Source organism: Larkinella rosea, assembly GCF_003858635.1.
Taxonomy (GTDB): Bacteria; Bacteroidota; Bacteroidia; order Cytophagales; family Spirosomataceae; genus Larkinella; species Larkinella rosea.
On the sequence record NZ_RQJO01000010.1, the window covers coordinates 233,576 to 256,707 of the forward strand.

Consider the following 23,132-nt stretch of genomic DNA (forward strand, 5'->3'; position numbering starts at 1 on the left):
TGGCACTTTCGTTGATACAGGCATTTTTGGTGCTTTTAAGAAACATTAGTTTATTCTTTCCGGGGGCGAAATACCTGCAACGCTCCTTTGTTGGCAGCAACCAGAATGAGTCGGTTGGACGGGCGGTTCAATCCAATGATAAATTTGCAATCGCCGTCCGCCAGAAAACCACTTTGCGGAAATAGTAACGGTTGAAAACCGCCTTTCCCATCACCTTTCAGCACCAGACCGGTCATGGCATCGTATTGCCCAGCCACCGACTCAGCCTCGTAGGCATTGCCCACCGCCAGTACATCCAGATGTCCATCCCGATCGATGTCCTCCACCAGTAAACTCTGGATGGGCGCCCATTGGGCCAGTGCGGGCAGCGGTTTGATCCGGAAGCCGCCCCCGGTATTTTCGAGCCACACACTTTGTTGCCAGCAAGCCTGCAAAACCGTACTGATTTTTTTCCGTTCCGGCGTCAGCAAATCGGTCAGATTGGCTTGGGCGTACAGGGCATAATTCGTGAATTGCTTTTTGATGAGGGGCAACTGACGACCCAGTTCGTCGCGGGATGCAACCGGGTATTCAATGCCGTCCAGGTAATACGTAGCGATGGCGTCGAGCCGACCGTTGCCGTCGTAATCGCCCGCATACACGCGCATCGGCTGGCTGGGTGAAACCCGGTAGCGGCTGTTCAATCCCAGATTACCGATCACAAAATCGACATCGCCGTCGTGGTCAAAATCACCGGAACGAATGCAATTCCAGAAACCCTCGGAGCCTTTTAACTCATCCAATGACAACTGCGCGAGCTTGCCATGGTTATTTTTGAAAATCGTAATCGGCATCATTTCGCCCACCACAACCAGATCTGGCCACGAATCGTGGTCGATGTCGGCCCAAACCGCATCAGTCACCATGCCGATGTTTTTCAGGTTGGGTGCTAACTCCTCCGTCGCATCCCGGAAACGCCCCTTCTCATTGATCAATAAACTGCTTTCACCGGGCAGCGGATAGTGCAAGGCCTTCAGCCGCCCACCCCGGAACAGATCCAGGTCACCGTCTTGATCAAAATCGGCCGCCAGTACACACGAACCACTGTGCCGAATGGTAGGCAAACGGTCCTTAGCGGCCGTAAAATGTCCTTTTCCGTCGTTGAGATGCAGCCGGTCCTGATACTGTTCGGAGCCGTCGTAATACTCATTGGAACCGCTGACAATATACAAATCATTATCTCCATCCCCGTCCGCATCGAACAGCAGCGCGCCCACATCTTCTTCGTCCTTGGGCAGCGATTCATCCGTATATGGTTTTTCAATAAACTTCCCCGCCGGAGTTTGGATCAACAATTTTCCGTAATGCCGGAATGAGCCCCCCACGAATACGTCCTCCAAACCGTCGCCGTTGACATCGCCAGCCGCCAGTTTCGGCCCTTGTTGCGAGAGCTTGTGCGGCAAAAGTGGTTCCTGATTGTAATCCAAATAGGGTTCTTCCTGATGCGTAAATTGCAAACCGGATGCACGGCTGACGTCGGTCAGCAAGGTAGAAGGCCGTTTTTCCGACGGCTGAGCGGTTTTTACAGCTTGCTGGTCATTCAGGGTTAAAAGCCGGTCAATGACTGGTTTTTTCAGCGTTTGCGATTTCCCATCCGGCCAAACTACGCGCAGTGAATCAACCGTTTTTGCCGTTCCCAGTCCAAAATGAATAACGTAATCGACCGATGATTGGTAGCCTTTCGTGACCGTTTGGTGGTGTGTTTGCGTCAATCCTTTGCTGTAGAGTGTTACATCGGCACCCAGACCGAAGGGATTTTGCGCTGACCCCTGTAATTTCACTTGCAGAAAATGCGTATTCGACGTATTGTTTTGCAGAATGTAGGCGTCCTGATTGATGTTGTTAACGATCAAATCCAGATCACCGTCGCGGTCGAGATCGGCATAGGCAGAACCGTTCGATAACGATGTTTCGGTGCCAAACCAGCTCGCCGTTACATCGTCAAAGGTCAGATCCCGGCGGTTTCGGAAAAACCGGTTGGCCTTTTTGATACTTGGCATTTTGGGCGCGCCCTGCCGCAGATACGCGTTGATTTCTTCGGGAGTGCGGTTTCCCTGCGCAAATGAATCGTTGAACGACACAAAATCCAGATCGGTGATGTCGCGCAGATACCCATTGGTGATGACTAAATCCCGCCAGCCGTCGTTGTTTAGATCGGCCAGCAAGGGCGACCAACTCCAGTCGGTCGCCGAAACCCCGGCGAACTGCCCGATCTCCGAGAAAACCATGCGTCCGTCGGCGGCTTTTCCGCCGTTTACCTGGAGCATATTTCGCATGAACTGGGGGTGGTAACCCTGCCGAATGGTATTTTCAAACTGCTGGTAGTTAGCCGGTCCGGCCATTTTCTTACGCTGTTCGTTATCGGCTGGCAGCATGTCGGCCACCACCAGATCCGGCAGCCCATCGTTGTTGATGTCGGCAGCATCACAACCCATCGAAAACTGGCTGTGGTGCTTGAAATACGATTTACTGACTTCGCTGAAAGTCCCGTTCTGGTTGTTGACGTACAGAAAATCGTTGGCCAGAAAATCGTTCGCGACGTAAATATCCTCCCAACCGTCCTGATTGAAATCCGCGATGGTCAGGCCCAGGCCAAACCCGTCGTGCAGAATCCCGGCAGATTTCGTCACCTCCGTAAACCGGGGTCCCGATGCCCCCGAATCGTTGCGAAACAGTTTGTCGTTCGCCAATCCGGAGCCGTCTGCAATCACGGGGGTGACCTGATTCGGATTGCGAACTAAATTCGTGCTGGTGAGCAGATAAACGTCCAGGTCCCCGTCCTTGTCATAATCAAAAAAAGTGGCCTGGTTGGTGTAACTGGTATCGGCCAAACCGTATTGTTCGGCGCGCTCTTCAAAGCGCAATGATGAACCATTCGACGTTCCCTGGTTGATATAGAGTTGATTTTTCCGAAGGCCCCCTCGATAATTCCCGGATTTACAGACGTAAATATCCAGCAAGCCATCCGCGTTTACATCCGCCATGGTTACTCCCGTTGACCAGCCCCCTTTTTTAATCCCGGCTTTTTCGGTCACGTCTTCGAACGTTGGCGAACCCGAACCGGATTTGGTCGTATTGAGATAAATTCGGTCGCCCACCTGATTTCCCGTAAAATATAAGTCGGGCAGGTTGTCGTTGTTGAGATCACCAACGGCTACGCCCCCGCCGTTATAGACGTAATAATAATCGACCAGATTAAACGAGTCGTTTTCGGTGACAGTATTCTGAAAGCGGACGCCTGTTTCGGAGGCCGGTAAGGTGGTAAAGAGCGTTTTCGGTTTTTGCTCGCAGGCAATGATGCCCAGCAAAACCGGCAGGACTAACAGGTACTTCATACAGGCAAGGTTGCTAAAAAATCAGAATCAAAAAAGGGCCCGTGAAAGCCCTTTTCTGATTGATCTATTTTATTGCCACTCCGGATTCTGTTTCACGCCGGGATTACCCTGCAATTCTTTCAGCGGCAGCGGCAGGACATAATCACGCGCTTTGAGCGTGCGGCCCATCTTGTATTTCGTAATGTAGTTGTTAATCCGGGCGCCCAGGTAATCGGGCGTTCCGCCGGGCTTGCTTTTCCGGCGTAATTCCGGATACATCACCTGCTCGAAAACAAACTCCTGCTCACGTTCCATGATAATGGCATCACGCAGAGCGGACTGACTCAAGCCGCTCAAGGGCGTTAAACCGGCCCGGGCCCGGACCTTGTTGATTCCCATGAATTTATCGCCGGTATTGCTTTCGTTACAGGCTTCCGAGTGCCCCAGTAGAATGTCGGCAAGTCGGATGTAAATGGTGTTCTTTTCGGTGTTGTTGTAGTTAATGCCCAATTCCACCAGCTTACCCGCCCACGCCTTGCCAAAAATCAACTGATTGGGATCGGCCGGATTGGCGTCGGTTTTGACAATACCGCCAAAACGCGACAGGTTAAAATCAGCTTTCGGACTCCATTTGACAATCGGATACTGCCCGTTCACTTTTCCCAGTCGACCGGTTGGGTATGACTCGATAAAAGTGGCATCGATGCGTTTGTCCTTGGGATCGTAAGCCGCCCGGAATTCCTGCGTGGCACTCAGCCAGCTCCAGCCCGCACCACCCAGTTCGCTCGGGTAATCTTCCGGGTTAAAGTGGGCCGAATGTACATCCCATTCGCTGGCATTGGCCGCTGCTGAAACCTGTGCTTCAAAAATCCGTTCGCCCTGGTTTTCGTGCGCTAAGTCGAAATTATAACCGAAGTTTTCGTACAGTTGCAGACCGCTGTTGGTGATGATGTCCTCGGCGGTGGTTTTGGCGTCGGCCCATTTTTCATCCCACAATTGAGCCTTCATCAAAATGGATTTGGCCGCCCATTTCGTTGCCCGGCCCGCATCCGCCCCGGTGTAAGCCGCGGGCAATACTTCCGCAGCGGCTTTGGCATCGGCGTAAATCTGATCGATTACGGCCCGTTTCCCACCCGCATTGGACGGCAATTCACTGATACCTTTCGTCGATTTGGTAGTCAGCGGAGGGTTATCGAAATAACTCAGCAAACCGTAGTAATAGAAAGCCCGCAGAAACAAGGCTTCTCCTTTCAGCCGTTTCACCAGCGCATCGTTCGACGGATCTTTCATCGCGTCGGCAATTTCGATGGCGGCATTGGCCCGGTTGATGGAACGATAACTGATCTGCCAATAGGCTTCAATGTATTCATCGCCCGAACTCACATTACCGAGGTTGTATTGCAGCGGTCCTTTTTCCCAGCCAATCTGATCGCCGGTCAGACACTCGAATACGTAGCGGTCATAGAAATAACCGGAATAGCCGGAGTTCAGATCGTCGTAAATACCGTTGACCCCCAGTTGCAATTCAGTGGCCGACTTATAAAACGTATCGGGATTGATAAAGTCGGGTTTTTCCTTGAGATCCGAACAACCCAGGCCCGTAGCCAGGACGGACAGCATCAGCGCGGATTTGACTTTGGAAGATAGTATCAGGTTCATGTTTCTTTGTTAATTGTAGGGTTAGCGAATTACAAGCCAAGATTTACACCAAACGTCATCATCCGGGCCCGCGGATACGCATCGTAATCATCCCCCCGGTTCAGGTTATTCTGCCCCTGGTTGTTCACTTCCGGATCGAAACCTTTGTACTTGGTAATCAGGAACAGATTCTGACCGCTGGCGTAAACCCGGGCCGTGCGAATGAACTTGCTGTGGAGCGGGAGCGTGTAGCCCAATGACAGATTCTGCAACCGGACAAACGAGCCATCCTGAATGAAGAACGACGAACGGCGGAACGAGATGAAATCCCGGCGACCATCGATAACCGGGCGGCTTGCACCGGTATTGGATGGGGTCCACGAATCCGTCAGGATGTTGCCGATCTGGTTGATTTTCTGAACACCATCACCCATTTCCGACTGTTGCAGGTTCCGAACCTGGTTGCCCTGAACGCCCCGGAAGAAAATCGAGAAATCGAAGTTTTTAAACCTGATGCTCGAATTCAACCCCCAGGTAAATTTCGGGTTCGGATTGCCAATGATCTGGTAATCATCCGATGTGTACTTGCCATCGCCGTTCACGTCCTCGTATTTGGGATAACCGGCAAGTGCCGCAAAGCTTTTGCCTTCATCGTCGGTCTGGAACAAACCGGTGTATTTGTAGCCTTTCCAGGTGCCAATTGGGTTGCCGGCTTCCACCCAGCTGCCAAATACGCCGAGGTGACCGCTCGTGCTGTTGGCGAAGAATGGCGTGCTCTTGCCCAAATCCAGAATTTTATTCCGCAACACCGAAATATTGCCACTCACATCCCATTTGAACGCACCCTTGTTGAGGATTTTGTAGTTCGTCGAGAACTCGATGCCCTTGTTCGAGAGCGAACCGGAATTCAGCATGATGGTGCTAAAACCGGTACTTTGTGGGATGGAAACGTCCAGCAGCAGGTCGGTGGTTTTGTTGTTGAACACGTCAAACGTCATCGACAGGCGATTGTCCATCAACGACATATCCAGGCCCAGGTTTAACATGGCCGTGCTTTCCCATTTCAGGTCCGGATTGGCAATCCGGTCGGGGCCGTAACCCGCCACCAGGGTGTTTCCCAATACGTAATTGTAAGGTACCAGGCCTCCCAGTGAGCGATAAACCGGTATTTGGGAGTTCCCCGTTATGCCGTAACTGGCCCGGAATTTGAAATCATCGAACACCTTGCTCAGCCCGGAATTCTGGAAGAATCCTTCGTTGACCACACGCCAGCCCACAGCCGCCGAGGGGAAATTTGCCCATTTGTTGCTCGGTCCGAATTTGGACGAACCATCGCGACGAACGGTTACCGTTAACAGGTATTTATCTTTCAGGTTGTAATTGACCCGGCCCAGGAAGGATTCCAGCGTCCAGTCGAGCCGACCCGAAGTCGGGATTTGCGGTTTACTACCGTTTTGCATGTTGACCGACAGCGGATCATCGGACGGCAATCCGCGCGTCGAAGCCGTATTGATCTGGTTATTTTCCTTCTGATAGGTATAACCGACGGTTACGTCCAGCGTGTGGCCCGGTTTGATCTGTTTGTTATAGCTTAAAATGTTTTCGTTCAGCAAACTGCTCACGCTGCGATTGGCCCGTTCCAGTTGGCGTCCGTACTGACGACCGGTATACGTGTAATTGTTGTAAAACGTGGTGCGGTTGGCGTTCACGATATCGGCACCCAGACTGGTCCGGAACTTCAGTCCTTCCAGAATATTGAATGTCAACGCCGTTGTACCGAATAAGCGATTGATATTATCCCGGTCGTATCCTTCCTTCGCTTCGGCCAGTGGGTTGATGTTAAACCGTTGATCGTAGCTGGGGTAATTGTAATTGCCGTTCTGGTCATAAATTGCTACGGTTGGATCAAGACCTAGCGCCGTAATAATAATCCCCCCCGGACCACCGCGATCGGTGGCGACGTTGCTGCTTCCTGTGCGGTTATACGACCAGCTGTTGCTCAGTGTCGCACGACCGTTCAGGAAATCGTTGTCGAGGTTCAGGCGAAAACCGTAGCGTTTGAAGAAGGTGTTCTGCACAATGCCCTTGTTATCCACGTAGTTGGCGACAAAAGCGTAGCGCGTTGCTTTGGTACCGCCCGTAAAAGAAAGCTGATGATTGGAAAGCGCACCGGTTTGGCCAATCGCATCCATCCAGTTCGTTCCGTTGCCGATCTGGCTAATTTGGGCGTCGGTAAAACGTGGGCTGCCCCCCTGGCTTTTTTCCAGGATATTCAGGTACCGGGCGTAATCACTGCCGTTCAACACGTCGATGGGGTGGGCAATTTTCTGGAATGAATACGAGCCTTCGTAATCGACCCGGCTTACGCCCTCTTTACCGCGTCGGGTCGTGATCAAAACCACCCCGTTGGAACCGCGTGAACCATAAATGGACGTTGCGGAGGCATCTTTCAAGATTTCGATCGACTCAATTTCGTTGGGGTTGATCGTTGCCATGGCATTGCTGGCCTGGCGGTTGCCCGACGTTCCCATTGCGCCGTTGTCGGGATACATGGGAAAACCGTCGATGACGTACAGCGGCTCGCTCCCGCTGTTGATGGAGTTGGCCCCCCGAACGCGAATGGAAATTCCACCGCCCGGTGCGGCTGAACTCTGCGTTACCTGCACCCCCGGCGCCCGGGATTGGATGGCCTGGTCGACCGAAATAACCGGCATTTCCTTGATGGCATCGGCTTTAATCGTCGATACCGAACCGGTCAAATCACTTTTTTTCACCGTACCGTACCCCACCACGACCACTTCTTCCAGACTGCGGGTATCGGTCACCAGTTTGATGTTGAGGCTGGTCCGGGTCCCCACCGTTGCTTCCTGCGTCACAAACCCTACATAGCTGAATACCAGCGTTTCATTCGCGGCTGCCGTGACCTGAAACCCGCCGGTCGCGTCGGTCGTTGTGCCCCGGGTTGTGCCTTTGATGGTAATGGTAACACCCGGTATGCCTTCGTTTTGTTCACCAACCACCTTACCCGTTATGGGGCTTTGGGCAAAGCTGGTGAGCGTAAGGCAAACCAACAGGAAAGTCGTTTGCAGACATCGTAAATAATAATGCATAATAGGTAAGGATTAAGGGTTAGTTGATTAGTCAGAATTAGCGAACGGAGTGAACGGCAGGCACAATAAAATACAAATCAATATTTGCTAAATTCCATAAATACAAAGATTAATGTCTTCGCTTGCTTAATCAATAGAGAGAATTTCGATTAAGATGGATAATCTTATGAAATTAATGCACCATGAAGTTATCTTCCAGTTCTTCCAGCGTTTTCCCCTTCGTTTCGCGCACGTTTCGGCGAACAAACCAGAATCCGGCGAAGCAGATTATGGCGTAAAGCCAGAAGGGGCCATAGGTTCCCAGCCGTTCGGCGAGGATCGGGAACGTGAAAACCAGAATAAAATAAGAACCCCATAACGCCAGAATGGCGACCGATAAGGCCAGTCCGCGGACCCGGTTGGGGAAAATTTCCGAAATCAAAACCCAGGTGATGGGCGCCAGCGAGGTAGCGTAAACACTAATGGCCAGCAACACAAAAACGGAAAGCAAGCCCGAGGATGCGCCGGTTTTCAGGAGCAATGCAATGACCACGTAGAGCACCGACAACCCGAGTGTCCCGATGAGCATGAGCGGTTTTCGGCCCAGCTTATCCACCTGCCACATCGCCACGAGCGTAAACACCAGATTGACGATGCCGATGGCGACGGTTTCAAACAATTGCCGGTCGAGGTTGGCTCCCACGGTTTCAAAAATCGTGGAGGTATAATTGAAAACCACATTGATCCCACACAATTGCTGGAGCACTGCCAGACCAACACCGACTATGATCGCCGGGCGTACGCTCTTCTCCATCAGCATCGACAACGACGGTTTTTCGGCCCCTTCCATCGAGCGATTAATGGCCGTAACCGTCTGTTTAACAAAGGCTTCTCCTCCGATTTTTCGCAATATGGCTTCACCTTTCGTGACGCTGCCGGTCTGCACCAGCCAGCGCGGACTTTCGGGTAACCAGAGTACGCCGAAGAGAAAGCAGGCCGACGGCACCACACCCAGACCGAACATCCAGCGCCACGCATCGGGACCATTGTCAGCCAGACTGTAGTTGACCAGATTGGTAATCAGAATACCGATCACAATGGTCAACTGGTTGATGGACACGTTGCGACCCCGGACTTCGGCGGGCGAAATTTCGGCGATGTACAGCGGACTCAGCGTGGACGCCATGCCGACCCCAATGCCAGCAAAAAACCGCATTGCGATGAAAACTGGCAAGGTAGTGGAGAAAGCCATACCCAGGGAAGAGAGGGCAAAAATTAGGGCGGCTACCATCAAACCCGGCTTCCGCCCGTAGCGGTCGGCGAGGTTTCCGGCCAATACGCATCCCACCATGCAACCCAGCGCCAGTGAACCGGTCAGGAATCCTTCCCACCAGGCGTTAAGTCCAAAGTAGCCACGAAGAAACGGAAGCGCGCCCGAGATAACGGCAAAATCAAAGCCAAACAGGTAACCACCCAGGGCCGAAATGAAGGCAATTCCAAAAATATAATTCGCGTTGAGTCCGGTTTTTTCCATGATGGGTTTAGTAAAGTATTCGGGTACTGGTTAGAATAAAAACGGGATGGCTACGTACTTTTACAAAGCGTCCCTATCCCCAGACCTAGATAAAAATACGATATGCTCAAAAAGAAAGAAGGCTTTGCCGGACAACGCAGTTACGTGCTGCCGGGTGACCTGGAAAAACTAATCGCCGTTCATCCGCTTTGTGAGTCGCTCTACATCACCGACATCGGATATTACCCAAAAGCCGCCTTTCATGATCGGGAGCGTCGGAAAGGTAGCCCGCAACACATCCTGATTTACTGCGTTCAGGGCGAAGGCTGGTACTTCCTGAACAACCAGAAACACATCGTGAAACCCAACCAGGCTTTTATTCTCCCGGCCGATCTGGCCCACCGTTACGGAACCGACGCCCTAAATCCATGGACGATTTACTGGCTGCATTTTACGGGGTCGCGCGCTCACCATTTTTTGCAATTTTTAAAGCAGGATACGGGCTCCTCGCCGGTTACCGTGTCGCCCCAACCCGAACGTTTTCAGCTCTTTGACGACATTCTGACCCACGTTGAAATGTCGTATAACATGGATAATATCGTTTATGCCAACAGCAGTTTGTCGCGCTTTCTGGCCACGTTCAACAACGCCGTCTACAATCCCAGCCACCTCGCCCAATCCGAAAACAATCCGATCAGCCGGACCATTGCGTTTATGCGGGAGAACCTGAGCAAGAACCTCAGTCTGGAAGAACTGGCGCAGGTTGCGGGGATGTCGGCCTCCCATTATTCGGCGGTGTTTCGGACCAAGGTTCAAAGCGCACCCGTCACTTTCTTTACTTTTTTAAAGATTCAGCAAGCGTGCAGGCTACTCGAAAACACCGCCTTGCGCATCAAGGAAGTCGCTTACCAGATTGGCTACAGCGATCCTTACCATTTCAGCCGGGTTTTTGCCCACGTCATGGGCGTGTCTCCGCGCGACTTCCGCAAACTCCGAAAATCTTAATTCGAAACTTCCTGAGCGGTCAGAAAACCAACCATTTTCCGGTGCAAAGCCGCCCCCTGGTGGTTGCGATCGCTGGCGAGCGCACTGTCAAAACAGGCCATCGCCCGGTCAATGTGACCATTTCCTAAACCTAAGTAGCCCAATCCCATTAAATACTGGCAGCCGATGCGGTTTCGCTCGTTGAGGTCGGCGTCAAAAACCAGCAGATCGGGCAGCGACACCGCAAAATAATCGATCTTGATCGTGTCGTTCAGGTGCGTTTCTCCGAACGAAATCAACGTTTTAAAGATCTTTTCCGCCCGTTCGTGCTGGCCCAGTTTCTTCCACGCCAATCCCTGATAGAACAGTTTATCGGGTTGCTGATCGTTGTAGAAAACCGCCTGAACCGGTGTGTCTAAGCCTACCGACGCCTTTTTGTAATACGACCAGGCCGTTTGCGTATCGCCCAGTGCTTCGCAGACCAAGCCTTTTAAATAGAATAGATCGGGTTCCTGAACGCCATAGAGTTTGCCTTCGCCGAGGTTATGCGGATACGATTCGGCGGCATCCAGCAGCGTTAAGGCTTCGGCGTAGTCGGCATTTTGCAGCGCCTGTTTCGCCAGTTCAATATGACAAATCAGGTATTGACTCACTACTTTTCCCTCGCCCCCCTCCCAGGGGTGAAACTGCCGGGCCGCCAGTAATTCGCGCGCCTTTTGGTAGTTGCCCAGCTGGTTATAGAGCGTGACCCGCTCCAGATACAGGTCGTCCCGATCCTCGGTTGCCGTCAGGTGCTTTTCCAGTAGGGCCAGCCGTTCGTCGTGAGGGTAATTCAATTTTTTATACAACTGGTCCAACTCCATTAACACCCGCGCATCGGTGGTATCCAGCGCAAAAGCCGTTTCCAAAGCCGCCCGCGATTTATCGGCTTTTTGCTGCTTGTTGTAATATGCCAGGGACAGATTCCGGAAAACCGTCGGAAACGAATCATCCAGTTCAACCGAACGTTCCCAGGCATCGATCGCTTCGTGGTATTGCCGGTTTCCGTACCAGAAATTGCCGAGGAAATACCAGGTATGAGCGTGATTAATTTCCGGACCAATACCCTTTTGTAAAACCGCCCATTGCAAAACGTTCAGTTCTTCCAGGCGGTTTGGAAATACGAAGTCCGGGCTGGATTCAGCGGCTTTTTTGAGAAAGGTACCGGCTTGATCCGAATGGTCCAATTGGGCGTGGAAAAAGGCCAGAAAGTAATAAACCATGGGATAAACTGCAGCCTCGGTTTTCAGCAATTCCGATAGCAGTTGGATGGCTTCGTCATACAACCCGGCCCGGCTGTAATCCAGCGCATATTCCAGATACGTGTGGACGTTAAACCGCATCAACTGGTTGAGGTCGTGCCGCGTTTGGGCCGCCGAAACCGGGTCGCCGGTTTGTTCGATGAGCGACTTTTCAAACAGGCAGCCGAAGTGAAACCGGTCAATCGCCAGTGTGTCGTCGATGAGCCGTAAAGCCTCGTCGGTTTTTCCAATTTTCCGCAACAGAGCCCCTTTCAAATGCCGGGCCGAATGGCCGTGCCAGTTCCGCACCAGCGACCGTTCGACCAGTTCAAGCCCCTGCGCGTAGTTCTTCCGCCGGGTTGCCATTCGAGCCAGTTCGAGGAAGCTGGTGTCCTGCCAGGCGGCATTCCAGGTGGCTTTGAAAAAGGCGTCGAAGGCTTCGTCATACCGCCCCATCAGTTGCAGACATAATCCTAAATTGTAATACGGTTCGCCGTCGTACGGGTTGGGATTCCGTTTGACAAGCGTCTGAACCGCCTTCCTGAAATACGGCTCCGCTTTCGCGAACTGCCCACGCTTCAGATTCCACAATCCCAATGCGTTGTTGCACCGCACATCATTGGGATCACGACGCAGGGCTTCGTTGTAATAATCAGTAGCCACGTAGGTCGCGTGACGGTATTGCTCGATGTGCAAACCGGTTAAAAACAACTGTTCGTTATTCTCCACCTCGGCGGGGTCTTTAGCCGCCTGTGCCGGTTCCGGAATGGTATTCTCACCGATTTCGTCCGGCTGATAAGCGACTAGCTCAATGCCGTCAGCGGTTTTTACACTTAATCGGACTGCGGTTGCCTTTTCAACTTCTAGCGGCAATTCGTGCAGAAAAGGGCATTCCGGCGAAAGATCAACGCGTTGTTCAAAAACAACCTGCCCATCCTTCGTCAGTTGTACAACGGCTCCAGGATAAACGGCTGTTGCATAGACACTCACCTTAATGGAATGATCCGTAATTTCCAGATTAAGGGCGGCTTCCTTCGTGGCATTTTTGACGATTCCGATTTCGCTGTAAGGCATGAAATACTGCCGGAACGTGCGTTCTTCGTTGGGCATGATCCACGAAAAATCGGGTTGGTTATCGGTAAAAACGCCGGTCATTAGTTCAATATACGGGCCGTCCTCGTCGGTCAGGTTGCGATCCCAGGCGTAACCAAACTCGCCATTTCCCCAGGTCCACTGTTTTTTACCGGGCGACAAATGGTGATTGGCCACGTGCAGCAAACCGCCCCGGCTGTCGTGTTCGTAACCGCCCATAAAATCGTACTTCGACGAAATCGCCATATAGGACGTCGGCACGGGAATCGTTGCGTACCGGGAAATGTCGGTTCCCGGCGAGTAATCCACTTTGTAGTAGGTTCCCTTCGCAATCGGGAACGACGAAACATCCCGTTTTCCGTGATCGAAAACCGCGTAAACATCCGGCGGAAAGACCGACTGGTAATAGTCATTCACTTTCACGGCCGGATTCGTCCACCACAGAAACGTCTGGGGAACGCTGGTGCGGTTGTACAATACGCCCTGAATTTCGAGGTAGGCTTTGTCGGGATACAGCCGGAAACCGGCCATGCCCTTGGTATGGAACATCCGCTCGACTTCACTGACCCAAACCGTTTTGGAGCCGTCGGGATGGGTTTCGGTCGTGTAATCCACCGGTTCAAACGTGCTGGGGCGGTGGTGCTGCGGCCAGTTAAATTCAATGCCGCCCGAAATCCACGGGCCGGTCAGCCCAACGAGGGCCGGTTTGATCACCTGGTTGTAATAAACGAAATGGCGGTTTTTGATTTTATCGTACGCCATCTGAATCCGCCCGCCCAGTTGGGGTAGCACCATGATTTTCAGGTAGCGGTTTTCCAGAAAAACCGCCTGATAGGTCTGGTCTTTCTTCTGGTCGTCGATCTTCTCAATAACGGCGTGCGGATACACGACTCCACTGCTGCCCTGATAGACCCGTTTCTCCAGAAACATCGGATTCTTTTCGGGTGCGCCAACGCCATACGTGGGAATGACGACCTGTTCTTCCCACACGTTTACTTCCTGCAAATTCATAGAGATGATGGGTCATAAATGAAACCGAACTGATACCTTTTCCTGGATGTGCTCATGGCTTCCTGGCCGGAATAATCAGGCTCGTTTCGTCCTGAACTAATTGATTGATCGGGTCAATCGCCAGTTCGTTGGTGGGTTTGAACTGACTACTGTTCATGTAATTGAGCAGACTGAACTTCAATTGCCGGGCGGCCGGTCGTTGCGCCAGATTGCTTTCCAGATCAATGCTGCAAACCATAAGTTTACCTTTGCCGACCCGCCCTTCGAACGCCAGCGACAACCGGCGGTTTTCGAACCAGGTATCGATCGGCTGAATCAGCGGGCGCAGATTTTTCGGAAAATCGTCGAGAATGATAGCCTGGGAATGGCTGACCAGATCCTGCCACTGGTAATTGCTGCTGCCCTCGGTCGGGAAAGCCGCAAACAGCGGATGAGCCGGATTGCAAATTAGCCCAAGCGTGTGCGGGGCTTGTCCGTTCGTCCACGAAGTGTTCCAGAAAACCGTGGAAAAACCGATCGCCACTTCCGCTCCTTTGCCCTTTTTCACGTGACCATAGGGCAGCAACAATACCTTCGCGCCGTTTTGTAACTGATTCACCACGTCCGAGGTCAGGGCATGCGCGACAATGACGTTGCCCGTAGCTGCATCAGGATTGACAGCCGCCGGATAGACCCAGAAATTCCAGGAATTTACCACGTCGGTGCCTTTCAATGCGACTTTCAGCGTTAGCATTTCCGGTTTTTTAAAAACCGCTAACGGCAATTGGGCGGTTCCAATCGGCTGAAGATTGTCGATGGCGACTTTGTCTTTGGTCAGCGAACCCGACGTTTTTACCTTTCCGGCCGCATCCAAAACCTGCCAGATAACGGTTTGATTGGTCAGTTCGCCCGCGCCGAAATGGGCAATTTCCAAAGCCGCCCGGAGCGTTTCGTTATTCTCGTAAACGAGCTTGTCCATCCGCGCCAGCAAAACCGTGGGGCCGCAAAACGTCCGGTATTCGGCCGGGGTCGTGTAGCCTTTGGATTCCCAGAAAACGTCTAAAGCGCCAACCAGCGCCGAACCCTGTCCCGGAAAATCGTGGAGGCCCAGCAACTGAAACCCGGCAAAACCGGGGGTGCGCAGGGCGGCTTCCATATCGGCTTTGTAGCAAAGCGTCTGCAAACGGCCCGACGAATGCAGGAAGGCTTCCGCCTGATCGCCCATGCCCGCTTCTTCCAACGTTTCCTTAAAAATCTCAAAATTGGTGGCCTTCACCACACCGGTGTATTTGGCAATTTCCTTGAAATTCGGGTAGGCGCACCACTGCCCGATTTCGTGGCTGATGTACGGAGCTGTCGCCGTTTTGGTAATTTCCCGCCAGTCGTAACTGGTTTTTGGTGACCCGGAGTTAATGATACTGTTGACGCCTTCGCCCCACCGCTGAATCCGGGCGTCGGAATGAATGTGGAACTGATTTTCGGGAAGCATTGGCCAACCCGCCCCGCTGGTATAAAGCCGCCGACTGTCTTTCTTTTTGAAATGATCGACCCAACGGCCCAGAAAATCAGCCTGATAAGCGCCACCGGGTTCATTTCCGTACGACATCATGCAGAACGACGGATGATTGCCGTACGCTTTCAGAATGCGTTCCGATTCCTGATAAATGAAGTCATCGATCACGCCACCGGTTCCGACGGCGCTGCTCTGATTGGCCCAAAGCGGACTTTCTACATACAGATAAATCCCAAGCCGGTCCGCTACGTTAAAAGCCGCTTCGGGCGGACACCAGGAGTGAAAACGGAGGTGATTCAACCCATATTGCCGGGAGGTTTTCATGATTTTCTCCCAGTACGGTTCCGTCGTTGGCGGATAACCCGTCAGCGGAAATGTTGCACATTCGACATCACCCCGCAGAAAAATCGGCCGGCCGTTAATGGTCAGGCGGGTTCCGCTCGTGCCCATTTCGCGCATCCCGAACGTCACCTCCTTTTCCGACATGACCTGATTTTGCTCATTGACCAACTTGACCAGCAACTTGTAGAGGTTGGGATTAAACTCGTCCCAGAGCTGCGGATTCGACAGGGTATAGGTTGGCGTTACGGTGGTTTCTTCGGCGGTTAAACGAACCGGCTGCGACCATTCCGGCAAAGCCGCACCGTTCTTTTGCAGACTCTGGGCCTGAAGAATGATCTTACCCTGAAACGTTTGACGCCGGGGCTGATGGAGCGAAAGGGCTACGTTAATCGCTTTCGCTGACAGATTGGGAAACACCCGCACGTCATCGATATACGTCAGCGAATCGACCGTCAAAGACAAGTCGCCAACCAGCCCGTTCCAGTTCGTTTGCGTGTGATCGGCAACGCTGTGTGAGTTGGGTCCAACGTGGAGTTTGTAGCGGTTATCGACCCGGACGGCAATGGTATTCTTGCCGGGGCGCAGGAGTTTGGTCAGGTCAAATTGATGGGCGGAAACCAGGCTGTTACGGGTGCCACAGAACTGGCCGTTGACGTAGACCATGGTTTCCCAATGGCAGCGTTCCAGATTCAACGTGATGCGTTTTTTGTCCCAGTTGGCCGGAATATCAATCTGCCGTTTGTACCAGGCAGGACCGGCGTAATACTTGACGGGTTTGAGCCAGAAGGGTATTTTAATGGGGTTTTCCCGGTATTTTTTGTACCGGTCCGAAACGAAATACGTGCTATCGAATATATCCCCCACCCAGGGCGTTTGCAGGTCGACTTCGTTGCCTTTCCCGTTTTCCGTCAGGGAACCGGGGAGTTTAACTTTGTCGGTATAATCGGCCAGCCACCAGTGTTGACGCAAACCCAGGTCAGCCGGGTCCAGGCGAAGCTGCCACTCTCCGGCTAAAGAAAGCTTATTTTGACCAAAAATATGTACTGGGTTTACTAACCAGGCCCCAAGTGCAAGGATAAGAATATTGAATCCGCTTTTTTGCATCATGTCGCAGAGGAACTGTTTTATCAGAGAAAGTTAGCAACGCAACTGTCATGCAAAAAACACAAATTCATATAAAATAAACCATAGCGCTTATTTGGGAAAAGATGGATAATTTAATGGAATGTGGTTCTATTCATTTTGAAACACAATCTCACTCCAGGATTCGGGTTGGTGGGTGTCATATACGCCATGTGGGGTCAGCACCATCGCCTGATGCGGCTGTACCTTGACACCGGGGACAGGTACCTTTTGAAAGCGACCTAGAAACATTCGCCATAAATCACCATTTTTAGGCGGTAACGAACGGCCATTGGCCAGCCAACCTAAACTCTGCCAGGGGATGGCAATCTCAAGACTCCAGCCCCGGTCTATATCTGTATTATCATTGAGTGTACCATCTACCTGGACAGCTGTTTTTAAGCCCGGCAGGTCATAGTTGAGAAAGGCCCAACGGAGGCCGCGTGGGTGAGTGCCGTACCAGAATGTCGCTCCGTCGCGGTCGTGGTTACCCCCAAAGGTCATCGCTTGTGGATGGTGAACATCGAAAAGGGGAACGTCAAACCGGCCTCCACGCTGGTAGGCGTCGCGCCAGATAAAAAAAACTTCATAAATGGTATTGCGGGCGTTCACTTCCAATTCATAGTAGCAATCGCCCCCATCGATCAAGAGTTCAAGATCATTCTCCAGGAAAATAATCGAATCACGTTCGGTCAGGTGAGCTTCCACAAAGGGGTCTTCGGCAACCAAGGCGACATACAAATAAAGGTCGTTCCAGAGAATAGCAGTCCGTGTATCATACAGACCCGGGGCCCCAGTCTCCATGTCCACAAAGCGCTGACTCCAGGTAGCCGACTGCCAGGCCGCTTTAGTCAGGTCACCATTAATGTCTAATGTTTGATTGATTTTTTGGGCGGTATAATGGGACATCTTCACAGTTCATTTTAGCAAATATACGATTGTTTGCCACTGTCGACATCGCTCATAAAATTTTGGAGGACTGTTAACTGTAAAGAGAGATCGTTTAATGTCTTCACCTGACATAGGTTGTCAGATTTATATCCCAGGTGACAACCAGGCATGATCACATTCGCGACCGGCTCCGCAGCGACGGCTCGGAGTCGGTTTCAATATAATGAGCCATTTTAGGTCAGCAAGTCGGTTCAGAAAATACCTGGGAAAGATCATCTGTTCACAAAAAGTCAATTAAACGTTCGATAGTTATAGTTATATATGCCAGTCGGATTAAATAGCTGAGAATTAAACCATTCAATAAAAGTTTTTCGGATTAACTCCAACGGACACATATCTTTCATAGGAGTCAATCCGAAAAGCGGGTTTGGCCGAATTAACCAGGTATCCTAATTTGACTTTAATCACAATGAAACGGAGAAAATTCATCAAGGCGGCCGTTGCCGCGGCACCATTGACTGCCATTGCCCCTTCGCAGGCCATGGCCGATCGAGCGCAAAAAGGCTTTAAAATCCCGAATGGAGAAGGACGTTTTCATGGTCATATCCAACTCAAAGGCGTCAATGCCAATATTCTGGATGTGAAAGTATCGGGCAAAGACACAAATGGTGCCATCGCGGTCTTTGAACAAACCTCGTTGTCGCCCAAACGAGGTACGCCCTTGCATGTGCATCCGAATCAAGATGAAATCTTTCATGTCCAAGAAGGCCAGTACGCTTTTTTGGTCGGTGAGGATCGCTTTGAGCTCCAGACGGGAGATCGTATTTTCTTACCCCGGAAAGTTCCCCATGCCTGGACGCAAATCAGTGAAAGAGGACGAATGACGGTCATCCTCCAGCCCGCGGGAAAACTAGAAGAGTTTTTTGTAACCATGGCTGGCTTAAGGAGTGAGCCCTCGCAGACGGAAATCGCGAAAATCTTCTCGGATCATGATATGCAGGTCGTTGGGCCTCCCTTGAAAGTGGATTGATCTTACACATCACCGCAACCTTCAAACCTCCCACTGCCAAACCCCAAAAGCCATAAAACAGAAAGACGCAGATCACCGACCCGCGTCTTTCTAACTTACTTGGTATACTCTATTGCTTCAATAGCTTTAACGTAACACTTTTTAGTCCACTGGTAACCCGCAGCAACAACAGGCCCGCCGGTTGGCCCTGAACCGATAAACGCTGCTGCTCAATCGTTTTAGCACTTTCAATTTGACGCTGACCCACCAATCGTCCGCTGGCATCGGTGAGTTGCAACCGCAGTGGCAGGCCTTCCGCCCCGCGGATTTCAACCTGTATCGTTTCCGAAACCGGATTGCCTAAAACCGTCACCTGCAGCTCCGACCCGGTTTCGGCCGACAGGCGAGCCAAAGGCGCGCATTGCAACGGCTTGGGCGAGTCTTTCAGAGTATAGCTGCTGCCCAGCACCTTCGCACTGATCTGCCGACGAACATTGTCCTTCAGACCCACGGGCGTGGTGAAACTGTAGGCATGGGCCCCGTTCCCCTTGCCCGCTGTCTTTAAATCGTCCCGGTAGATGCTGGCTTCGGTGGTCCCTACAGCCACTCCGTCGGCAAAAAACTGCACCGTCAGCGGGCTATTGGGTTTGTTGCGATCCCACACCCAGCCCCGAATCGAACCGCATTCGACTTTGTCGAGAAACCCCTCGAAGCTGCCCGTCACCACCGGCGGGGTCGACGCACCGGGAGCTACCACCAGCGTCAACCCGACCGATGCGGCTTTTTGGCTATCACTGGCGCTATAACTCAGCAGAAACGTGCCTTCAACCGTGGGCGATCCGGTGATGGTTCGGGAGATGGCCGCAAATTGCAGGCCGTCGGGTAAGCCATTGAGGGCATACGTCAGGGGCTGTCCTTCCGGATCGGTGAAGCTCGGAAGCAGGGTCGTGACAGCGACTCCCACCGTCGCCGACAGGGGCTCGGTTGTCGGAGCGACGGGCGGCTGATTGATGACGGTGTTGCTCGCCGGACAAGTCAACTTGATGGGGGAACCTTTCAGGAGATAGTCTGTCCCCTGGACTTTGGCCGAAATCCGAAGCTCCGACCCGGTTTTGGCGGCTTCCGGTGTCGGGAAAACATAACCGTGTTCGCCGTTGCCCTTGCCGGCATCCTTCAGATCCTGACGGAAGTTTTTGGCTTCGATCGTACCGATGGCGGTGTTTTCGGCAAAAAATTCGACCGTCAGGGGCGTGTTGGGTTTGTTCCGGTCCCAGACCCAGCCCCGCATTTCCTGGCAATTGACCGTCGTAAGAAAACCCTCAAAATTACCGGTAACCACCACCGGTGCCGTCACCGTGACCGTCGCACTGGTAGGCGGACTGACACAACTACCGACATGACAAACCGCCGAGTAGACAAAAATACCCGGAGCCGAGGTCGGCACACTGACGCTGCCGGTTCCGGTGGTGCTGCCGGGCCCCGTCCACCTCAACGTACCCGAACAATTGGTGGCATTCAAGAAAACCGCACTGGCCCCCTGCGTAACGGTCACGCTGGCTGGGCCACTGGCCGACCAGTCGGGAGCAGCCAGGGCGGTTTGCGAACTGACCACTGTAATCGCCGTAGCACTTCCACCGTCATTGGTGGCCGTCACGGTATAGCTGCCGGGCAGATTGACACTGGTGGAGTTGCCACTAGAGCCAGCGGATATGGTGCCGTTCGGCCCCCGAATGGAATAACTAACGCCCGTTGCCGTGGTTGATGCGGTTAGGGTCACCTGGGTTTGGGAACACGTCAGTGGGCCATCGTTCTGAAATGTCAGATCACTTGGAGGGGAGACGCTGGAATCAAATACAGTAACACTTACGAACGAGGAAGAACTGGTGCAGCTATTGGTGGTACAGGTCGCCTGGTACGTCACCTTGCCAACCTGATTGGTGGCTACTGCAATGATTGATCCCTGACCACTGGTTCCGTTGTTGGCCGTCCAGTTGACGGTCCCTCCACAGAATTTCCCAAGAAGGGTAATATCGGAAGTGCCTTTGGCAACGGTGAGCGAGGTAGCACCGGTGGTGGTTTGCAGGTAGACATTGGGGTTGGATTCGTCGGGGCCAATGTCGATGGGGCCATTGGCAAGGCGTTCGGCCAGGCCGGGCACCGTGGCCAGATCAGGCCAGCGCTCAAGCAGGGTGTTATCGCCCCGGTCGGTCAGCAGGCTCGTACAGGGCCCGACCGAAGGCGTCCCGTTAGCGGTATTGATCAGATGTTGCCCGGGATCGGTGGGAGCGCCATAGACGATGCTTTCGCTGGCATAGCCCTGCCCGGGCGGGGGATTGATGCTGACATCATGATCCGGAACGCCGATGCCAAAGATCGAGTGCGAGAGTTTAACGTTGCTGGTAAAGCCGACGGGCCAACCGATTACCTCGGAAGTGCTGGTATTGGAGATTCGGTCCAGGTAACAGTTGACCAGTTCCGAAGGCCCGCCCTCGAAGACATTGGCCAGGATGTAAAAGGGACCATTAGGCGTCATATCGTACCGAATACCCCCCGATTCCAGAATCTGGCAGTTAACCGCGCGGGTGGTGGAATTGGCATTACCCGCATTGATCATCAGGGCGCTGACGACATTCGCATTAACAAATTCACCTCCCCGAACGGGTTCTATCCGAACGTTTTCCATTCGACAGTTATATAACAGCAGGTCGGCGTCACCGGTTTCATAGCCATAATTGACAATGGTCGAGCCAAGTGTTTGAATACCGACTCCTCGATTCAGGGAGCAGTTCAGGACCCGCAGATTGGCGTGTGAGCTGGCCTGATAGGCAAAATTGGTGATCATTCCGCCATAGAAACCAACGCCCGCCAGGTCAATTTCACAATTGGTCACGGTGGGTTCCGACGTACCCTGATAGGCCATATTTATAATGGAATGTCCAAGGAAAAGACCCGAATTAAAACCCGGCCCCAGGCCAAATACATCCGGATAATAGGTTGGTCTTACATTGCCACCCTGTCCGGGACCAAACAAGTTGGGATCATAATAGACATCCGCATCATCGCCTTCAATTACTTTTCCCGAAGGGGCACCAATGATTAGAAAACCGTCGAGGAGCGTTTCCGCGTTGGCATTGAAAAAGGTCACCGCGTAGGGGTTGAGGGTGGAACTTCGCAATATGCTTTGAGTGCCATGACGGGCCGCCACCTGACTTTCATCCCCCAGAAACCCTCCGTAGACTTTTACGCCACTGGGAATGCGAAAGGTCCGGTTGGCAATGATCTTCTTGGTGGCAAAATCCATGTGCGAATACTCCTCATTTCGAATCAGGAAGTAGGTTCCTTGCTGGACCCAGACCTGATCGCCAGGCTGGGCTTTGCTTAGGGCGGTCAGCAGAGCGGTGGCCGTATTCCAGGATTGCCCGTCGTTCACCGCCGAGCTATCCGTTTTGGCGTACCAGGTTCGACCCTGGGCACTGAGCTGAAAAAGTAGAAGCAAGCCCAGCAGGCACAAGCCCCAACTCGGTCGGAAGCGGGAAAAGGATAGAGGGTTTTTCATTGAGTTGAATGGATAACGGGTTGAGATTGATGAAGGCAGCAAAGGTGAGCTTTGCGCAGAATACCGGCTATAACATTTCTCCCAACAGCTATAACATTTCTCCCAGGGTGGGAACAAATCGTTCTGACCTTAGCCCTAAAAAGGGGACATGGAATAGATGGAGAAAATCGGGCGATTTTACGTAGTTTAAACTGTAAAAAATCGCATCTGAAAAAGACGGCAGCGGCCGACCGTCGAAATTCACCGAAGCACAACGGGGTGGCCCGAGCCATCATTTTTGCACTCTGTCAAGCTGACACTGGAGTGCCAGTTGCAGAGGTTTGCCGGAAGATGGGTGTCAATGCGGCCACCTATTATAACTGAAAAAAAAAGTGTGCTGGTTTAGGAGTTCCAGAACTACGAAAACTTCGACAGCCAGAGCCTGACGGCCGATGTCGAAGAAAATCAAAAATTGAAGCAATTCGTAGCCGACCCCGAATTGACCGAAAATGAAGGTGTACTTTCCGTACGGAACGGTGAATAATAGACGAGACGTTGGCCGCGTTGGCTAACCGGTTTAAACCCACGATCGGCTAGATAATCTGCGATAGATACCGCCTTGGCAAATGGGATGGATTGTGAAGTAATCATAATGACTTTTTTCCTTGTGGGCTTTGGAAACAATCAGTCTAGATCCTATAAGTACGCGCTAAGAATCAAGTAGTTAGCTCATTTCGAAAAGAATGGACTTTTTTATTTTCTGACTCGTTCTGGGCATCCA

10 protein-coding genes and 1 pseudogene are annotated in these 23,132 nt (G+C 52.3%); 3 read left to right on the forward strand and 8 right to left on the reverse strand.

The window, feature by feature from the left end:
- Nucleotides 1–50: 50 nt before the first annotated feature.
- The 4 genes from EHT25_RS21965 to EHT25_RS21980 form a co-directional block, all read right to left on the reverse strand.
- On the reverse strand, nucleotides 51–3,374 hold the full coding sequence (locus EHT25_RS21965; protein WP_124877321.1) for a VCBS repeat-containing protein: 3,324 nt from the start codon (nucleotides 3,372–3,374) through the stop codon (nucleotides 51–53).
- A 69-nt stretch (nucleotides 3,375–3,443) separates the two neighbouring features.
- A complete protein-coding gene (locus EHT25_RS21970) occupies nucleotides 3,444–5,012 on the reverse strand; it encodes a RagB/SusD family nutrient uptake outer membrane protein (RefSeq protein WP_124877322.1) in 1,569 nt (522 codons plus the stop codon).
- Between the two features lie 29 nt (nucleotides 5,013–5,041).
- A complete protein-coding gene (locus tag EHT25_RS21975; RefSeq protein WP_124877323.1) occupies nucleotides 5,042–8,101 on the reverse strand; it encodes a SusC/RagA family TonB-linked outer membrane protein in 3,060 nt (1,019 codons plus the stop codon).
- Between the two features lie 172 nt (nucleotides 8,102–8,273).
- On the reverse strand, nucleotides 8,274–9,614 hold the full coding sequence (locus EHT25_RS21980) for a sugar porter family MFS transporter (RefSeq protein ID WP_124877324.1): 1,341 nt from the start codon (nucleotides 9,612–9,614) through the stop codon (nucleotides 8,274–8,276).
- 102 nt (nucleotides 9,615–9,716) lie between these two features.
- On the opposite strand from EHT25_RS21980, the gene EHT25_RS21985 reads away from it, so the two are divergent.
- Entirely contained in the window at nucleotides 9,717–10,598 is an 882-nt protein-coding gene (locus tag EHT25_RS21985; protein ID WP_124877325.1) for an AraC family transcriptional regulator, read from the forward strand.
- Here the strand turns inward: EHT25_RS21985 and EHT25_RS21990 are convergent.
- The 3 genes from EHT25_RS21990 to EHT25_RS22000 form a co-directional block, all read right to left on the reverse strand.
- Nucleotides 10,595–13,960 (reverse strand): DUF5107 domain-containing protein, encoded by a 3,366-nt coding sequence (locus tag EHT25_RS21990; protein WP_124877326.1) that lies wholly within the window; start codon nucleotides 13,958–13,960, stop codon nucleotides 10,595–10,597. The genes EHT25_RS21985 and EHT25_RS21990 overlap by 4 nt on opposite strands.
- A gap of 52 nt (nucleotides 13,961–14,012) precedes the next feature.
- Nucleotides 14,013–16,901 (reverse strand): DUF8487 domain-containing protein, encoded by a 2,889-nt coding sequence (locus EHT25_RS21995; RefSeq protein WP_124877327.1) that lies wholly within the window; start codon nucleotides 16,899–16,901, stop codon nucleotides 14,013–14,015.
- A 126-nt stretch (nucleotides 16,902–17,027) separates the two neighbouring features.
- Nucleotides 17,028–17,825: a carbohydrate-binding family 9-like protein gene (locus EHT25_RS22000; RefSeq protein WP_124877328.1), complete on the reverse strand. Its 798-nt coding sequence runs from the start codon at nucleotides 17,823–17,825 to the stop codon at nucleotides 17,028–17,030.
- A 451-nt stretch (nucleotides 17,826–18,276) separates the two neighbouring features.
- Between EHT25_RS22000 and EHT25_RS22005 the strand changes: the two genes are divergently transcribed.
- Nucleotides 18,277–18,837 carry a cupin domain-containing protein gene (locus EHT25_RS22005; protein WP_124877329.1) on the forward strand — a complete coding sequence of 187 codons (561 nt, stop codon included), beginning with the start codon at nucleotides 18,277–18,279 and terminating at the stop codon, nucleotides 18,835–18,837.
- Nucleotides 18,838–18,946: 109 nt separating this feature from the next.
- Here EHT25_RS22005 and EHT25_RS22010 read toward each other — a convergent pair whose 3' ends face one another.
- A complete protein-coding gene (locus EHT25_RS22010; RefSeq protein ID WP_124877330.1) occupies nucleotides 18,947–22,372 on the reverse strand; it encodes a T9SS type A sorting domain-containing protein in 3,426 nt (1,141 codons plus the stop codon).
- Nucleotides 22,373–22,630: 258 nt separating this feature from the next.
- Here EHT25_RS22010 and EHT25_RS33240 point away from each other — a divergent pair.
- Nucleotides 22,631–22,853: pseudogene (locus tag EHT25_RS33240) on the forward strand (transposase); the annotation flags it as partial.
- Nucleotides 22,854–23,132: the final 279 nt, after the last annotated feature.